The 3,772-nt window shown below is 74.2% G+C and carries 3 protein-coding genes; all 3 read left to right on the top strand.

What is annotated here, in order from left to right; translation table 11 throughout:
• Positions 1–947: ABC transporter permease (locus ACFV0Q_RS39440; RefSeq protein WP_385012659.1), on the top strand; the 947-nt coding region annotated here is incomplete at its 5' end.
• Positions 944–1,960 carry an ABC transporter permease gene (locus ACFV0Q_RS39435; RefSeq protein WP_385012657.1) on the top strand — a complete coding sequence of 339 codons (1,017 nt, stop codon included), beginning with the start codon at positions 944–946 and terminating at the stop codon, positions 1,958–1,960. The genes ACFV0Q_RS39440 and ACFV0Q_RS39435, both read left to right, overlap by 4 nt.
• Positions 1,957–3,690, top strand: a complete 1,734-nt coding sequence (locus tag ACFV0Q_RS39430) for a dipeptide ABC transporter ATP-binding protein (RefSeq protein ID WP_385012655.1) — start codon at positions 1,957–1,959, stop codon at positions 3,688–3,690. Before ACFV0Q_RS39435 ends, ACFV0Q_RS39430 begins: the two co-directional genes overlap by 4 nt.
• Positions 3,691–3,772: the final 82 nt, after the last annotated feature.

Raw genomic sequence — 3,772 nt, 5'->3', positions numbered from 1 at the left:
GCGCACCCGCCCCGGCCGCGGGCGCCGGCCGCCAGGTCCGGCAACGGCTGCGCCGCCGGCCCTCCGCCGTCGGCGCGGCCGCCGTCCTGGCCCTCCTCGTCCTCCTCGCCCTGGCCGCACCGTTGTTCGCCCAGCTCACCGGCCAGGACCCGAACGCCTACCACGACGACCTCGTCGACTCCGCGCGCGGCGGCGTCCCCCTCGGCTCCTTCGGCGGGATCTCCGCCGACCACTGGCTCGGCGTCGAACCCGGCAGCGGCCGCGACCTCTTCACCCGGCTCCTGTACGGCGCGCGGATCTCCCTGCTCGTCGCCCTCGGCGCCACCGTCGTCCAGGTCCTCGTCGGGATCGCCGCCGGACTCGCCGCCGGGCTCGGCAACCGCTTCGCCGGACAGCTCGTCGCCCGGGTCACCGACGTGATGATCGCCCTGCCCATGCTGGTCATCGCCATCGCGCTGACCGCCGTGGTCCCGCCCGGCTTCCCCCGGCCGCTGCTGCTCGTCCTGATCATCGGACTGCTCGGCTGGGGCACCACCGCCCGGATGGTGCGGGCCCAGACCCTCACCCTGCGCGGCCTGGACTTCGTCGAATCCGCCCGGCTCTCCGGCAACGGCACCCTGCGGATCGCCCGCCGCGAACTGCTGCCCTCGCTGGCCGCGCCCGTCATCACCTACTCCGCGATCCTCATCCCCTCCAACATCGTCGCCGAGGCCTCGCTCTCCTTCCTCGGCGTCGGCGTCAAACCGCCCACCCCCTCCTGGGGACAGATGCTGTCCAGCGCGCAGACCTGGTTCCGCGCCGACCCCGCCTACGTCCTGCTCCCCGCCGGGCTGCTCTTCGTCACCGTGCTCGCGTTCACCGTCCTCGGCGACGCCGTCCGCACGGCCCTCGACCCGCGCGAGGGCTCGCGCCTGCGGGTCGGCACCAGAAAGGAGCGCACAGCATGACGCGCCCCCAGCTACCGCCGGGGGTGCCCCCGGTGCTCAAACGGCTCGGCGGGGCGCTCCTGGTGCTGCTCGCCCTGTCCGTGATCGTCTACGCCCTCTTCTACGTCGCCCCCGGCGACCCCGCCCGCCTCGCCTGCGGGGAGCGCTGCAACCCGCAGCAGATCGCCCAGGTGCGCGAACAGCTCGGGCTGAACGACTCCGTCGTCACCCAGTACCTGCGCTTCCTCCAGGGAATCCTGACCGGCAGGGACTACTCCGGCGGCGCCGGCCTCGTACTGCACTGCGACGCGCCCTGCCTGGGCTTCTCCTACCAGAACGACCAGCAGGTCACCGGGCTGCTCCTGGAACGGCTGCCCGCCACCCTCTCCCTGGCGCTCGGCGGGCTGGTGATCTGGCTCGTCATCGGCGTCGGTACCGGCCTGCTGTCCGCGCTGCGCCGCGGCGGGCTCACCGAGCGGGCCCTGACCGTGCTCACCCTCGCCGCCACCGGCACCCCCGTCTTCATCCTCGGACTGCTGCTGCTCATGGCCGTCTGCGCCTACCTCCAGTGGCTGCCCTTCCCGACGTACGTGCCGTTCGGCGACGACCCCGAACAGTGGGCCTGGAACCTGCTGCTGCCCTGGGTCACGCTCGGCTTCTTCGAAAGCGCCAAGTACGCCCGCCTCACGCGCAGTTCGACCCTGGAGACACTGGCGGAGGACCACATCCGCACCTTCCGCGCCTACGGCGTGGGGGAGCGGGCCATCGTGACCCGGCACGCGCTGCGCGGCGCCGTCGCGCCCGTGATCGCGCTCAGCGCCGTGGACTTCGGCACGATGATCGGCGGCGCCGTGCTGACCGAGTCCCTGTTCGGCATTCCCGGACTCGGCAAGACCCTCATCGACGCGGTGCGGGTCGTGGACCTGCCCGTGGTCGTGGGCGTCGTCCTCGCCATCGGCGCGGCCGTCGTCATCGCCGGAGCCGTCGCCGACCTGCTGTACGCCGTAGCGGACCGAAGGGTGGCCCTGGCATGACCGAACCGCTGGTGGACGTCAGGGACCTCGCGGTCGACTTCCCCGTCGGGGGCCCCGGAGGGTACGTACGGGCCGTCGACGGGGTCTCCTTCACCCTGGAACCCGGGCGCGCCCTGGGCCTCGTCGGCGAGTCCGGCAGCGGCAAGTCCACCGTGGCGGCCGCCCTCCTCGGGCTGCACCGCGGGACGGGCGCCCGGCTCGGCGGCAGCGTACGGGTGGGCGGCACCGACGTGGACTCCGCCTCCCCGCGGGAACTGCGCGAGCTGCGCGGGAGCGTCGCGGCCATGGTCTTCCAGGACCCGCTCGGCGCCCTCGACCCGTACTACGCCATCGGCGACCAGATCGCCGAGGTGTACCGGATCCACACCGCCGCCTCCCGGCGGGCCGCCCGGGCCCGGGCCGTCGAGGTCCTCGACCGGGTGGGCATCCCCGACGCGGTACGCCGCGCCCGCGCCCGGCCGCACGAGTTCAGCGGCGGCATGCGCCAACGGGCCCTGATCGCCATGGCGCTGGCGTGCGAACCGCGGCTGCTGATCGCCGACGAACCCACCACCGCCCTCGACGTCACCGTCCAGGCGCAGATCCTGGACCTGCTGCACGGACTGCGCGAGGAGCGCGGCCTCGGGCTGCTGCTGGTCACCCACGACGTGGGCGTGGCGGCGGGGAGCGTCGACGAACTGCTGGTGCTGCGGGACGGCGCCGCCGTGGAGGGGGGACCGGTGGCATCCGTCCTGTCGGTGCCGACGGACCCGTACACCAAGGCCCTGCTGGCGGCGGTGCCGCGGCTGGACGCGCCGAGGGTGGCCCGGCAGGGGGCTTCACGGGCGCTGCCCGTACCCGCGCCTCAATCGCCGGCGGGGCTCAAAGATCGGGGCTCCGCCCCGGACCCCGCGCCTCGATCGCCGGCGGGGCTGGGTTTGGCGGGGCTGGAGTTGGCCGCCGAGCCCGTGGTCGAGGCCTTTGCGTTGCGGAAGGAGTTCGGGCGGGGGAAGCGGCGGGTGGTCGCCGTCGACGGGGTCTCGCTCGCCGTGCGCCGCGGGGAGACGCTCGGGATCGTGGGGGAGTCCGGCAGCGGCAAGAGCACCCTCGGACGGATGCTCGTCGGGCTGCTGGAGCCGGGTGCGGGGCAGGTCCGGCGGGACGGCGCCGAGTCCACCGGCATCGGGCCCGGCGTCCAGATGGTCTTCCAGGACCCGGTGTCCTCCCTCAACCCGCGCCGCTCCGTAGGCGAGTCCATCGCCGACCCGCTGCGCGCGGCCGGGCTGCGCGACCAGGCCGCCATCCGGGCCCGCGTCGGGGAACTCCTGACCCGGGTGGGCCTGGAGGCCGGGCACTACGACCGCTACCCGCACGAGTTCAGCGGCGGCCAGCGCCAGCGCGTCGGCATCGCCCGCGCCCTCGCGCCCGAGCCGGCGCTGATCGTCTGCGACGAGCCGGTGTCCGCCCTCGACGTCACCACCCAGGCGCAGGTCACCGCCCTGCTGGCCGAACTCCAGCGGGAGCTGGGCATCGCGCTGGTCTTCATCGCGCACGACCTCGCGGTGGTCCGGCAGGTCAGCGACCGGGTCGCCGTCATGCGCGGCGGCCTGATCGTCGAGGAGGGCCCTGTGGACGAGGTCTACGACCGGCCCGCCCACCCCTACACCCGGCAGCTGCTCGCCGCCGTACCGGCCCTGGACCCGGAGCGGGCCGCCGAGCGCCGCTCGGCGCGCCAGGAGGTGTTCGCGTAGACGCGCGCGGGCGCGGGGGAGTCCTTTTCTAGCGTGCTCGAACGCGAACCGTACGGGAAAGTTACGACTCTTCACCCCTTCC

It is taken from the genome of Streptomyces sp. NPDC059564, from assembly GCF_042735575.1.
In the GTDB taxonomy this organism is placed as follows: Bacteria; Actinomycetota; Actinomycetes; order Streptomycetales; family Streptomycetaceae; genus Streptomyces.
The sequence above is the reverse complement of the archived record's forward strand: the minus strand, read 5'-3'. Positions and strand labels throughout refer to the sequence as shown.